The organism is Rhizobium sp. PRIMUS64 (assembly GCF_023006465.1).
GTDB classification, from domain to species: domain Bacteria; phylum Pseudomonadota; class Alphaproteobacteria; order Rhizobiales; family Rhizobiaceae; genus Rhizobium; species Rhizobium leguminosarum.
Genome location: NZ_JALBGX010000277.1, coordinates 1 through 1,822, shown reverse-complemented (window position 1 = coordinate 1,822; position 1,822 = coordinate 1). Strand labels below are relative to the sequence as shown.

The window sequence follows — 1,822 nt, the reverse complement described above, 5'->3', positions numbered from 1 at the left end:
GTAAGCGGGGCTGATTTGGTGGCCGTGCCGACACACTCAGCATGTCTGACGCCGAGCAGGGTGCTCGAAGGGCCGAGAGCGTTCAGGCGCGAGCTGCAACCAGGGAGGCGAGGGGTGCAACAGCATGATCTTCGTCACTGATCCCCAGCCGATCGCCGAGATAGTGCCAGAACGACAGGCCGAGCTTTTGGCAGGTCTTCATCAGGCCGAGCATGCTGTCACGCGCCTGCCGACCGTTGCGACTGACCGTGCCGCCGGAAATCTTTCGCTTGATGACAAATCCGCGCAGATCTCTTTCCGACGCATTGGTATGGAGCGGGGTTTCAGGCCGCTCGAGAACCCGCAGCAGTTCTGCCTTGCGGCGTCTCAGTCGAAACAGCAGTTTGTCGAGGTCGCCATAACCGGTGCGCAGCGAGAAAATCCGATCGAACCGGGCCTGAAGGCTCCGGGCTGCACGCGGATCAGGTCTTCGCTGATAGGCTTTCAGGGCCTTGTAAAAGCGCCAGATGAGATCCCGCAGGGTTTCGACATGCCGTACTTGGCCGGGTGTCGCCGGCATCAGTTTGTGCAGCAACCGTTCGGCGTGGACCCAGCACAGCGCATGGGTGCCGACGCGGAACTGTCCGGCATCGTCGGAGACAATCACCGCATTGCCGACCAGACCATGATGGCGGATGGCGCCCCAGATGCCGGCCTCGGCAAACGGGCGGATTATTTCTTTGTCGAAGATGTCGATACCATTGGCGGCCAGATACTCGAGAAACGGAACCTGATTGGCAAACCGCCGCGGTTGGCGTGTGTTCAACCGCGCCAGAAGGGCGGGGTCGACCTGACGGTCTTGCAGAAAGGTGAAGGCGGCATCGTTGAGAACATAGTCCTGATAGTTGCCGCGCAGCAGGGCCAGAAAGTTCAGCCGCGACTTCGACGGCGCCGTGCGGAAGGCAGTGAAATGTTCGCCTCCGATCTGTGTCGTATGGAAATTGCGATTGGCATGACGGGCGCCAGTGTCGTCAACCGTGACAAAGGGAGCCGAGACCAGGCCCGCATGCAGCACGGCAGCATCCTCGGCATGAAAGCCGTCCAGCCGCTCTGTCAAAAACCGGATGACCTGGCGTTTGGAAATCTCGACACCGACATCGTTCAGCAAGGTCGTCAATCGCTGCGTCGTCACCTGCCCATGGCTATGAAGCATCAGGCAGAAGCGACGCAGACTGGCGCCGTAGCCGCCCTTTATCCCCGCAGGCAGCGGCGCGACGATCGTGCGTCCATCCGGAGCCACCCAGCATTCGCGGCGATAGCGCACCACTTCGGCCCGCACGACCAGATCCCGCACCACGCAATCCTTGTAGCCCTTGAAGCGCGATCCGGGTGGTGCGTTGGCAGGCAGCACCTCTTCGCGCGTGACGCTGCCCTTGTCGCCTTTCGGCCCGCGACGCCGCGCAGGCTTTCGGCTGCCGGCAACCGTTTTGTCACTCGTTGCCTGTTCCATGCCCGACGGCCTGAAGGGTGGGCGCGGCGGCAGGTTTTTAAGCCGCGCAATCTCATCGCGCAGAAGCTGGTTGTCGACCTTCAGCCGCGTGTTCTCTACCCTGAGCAGGTCGTTTTCTTCTCGAAGCTTTCGGTTGTCAGCCTCAAGCTTCTCGATCCGGATTTCTGCCCGATCGGCCCGCGCTACAAGTCCCGTCACCAATTCGCGCAGCGCCTTCAGCGACAGCGTATCGGCATGCTCGACCATGGGGAGGCGGCGCTTCGTCATAAAGGAAGTGAATCATGATTCACAAAAAACAGGAATCCCTTCTGCCACCAGATCTGCTCCAGTTAC

Annotated in this window: 1 protein-coding gene; it reads right to left on the bottom strand. The window is 60.9% G+C overall.

All coding sequences use genetic code 11. The features are described 5' to 3' along the window. Window positions 1-82: 82 nt before the first annotated feature. Window positions 83-1,756 (bottom strand): transposase, encoded by a 1,674-nt coding sequence (locus MOV76_RS39015; RefSeq protein ID WP_247266579.1) that lies wholly within the window; start codon window positions 1,754-1,756, stop codon window positions 83-85. Window positions 1,757-1,822: the final 66 nt, after the last annotated feature.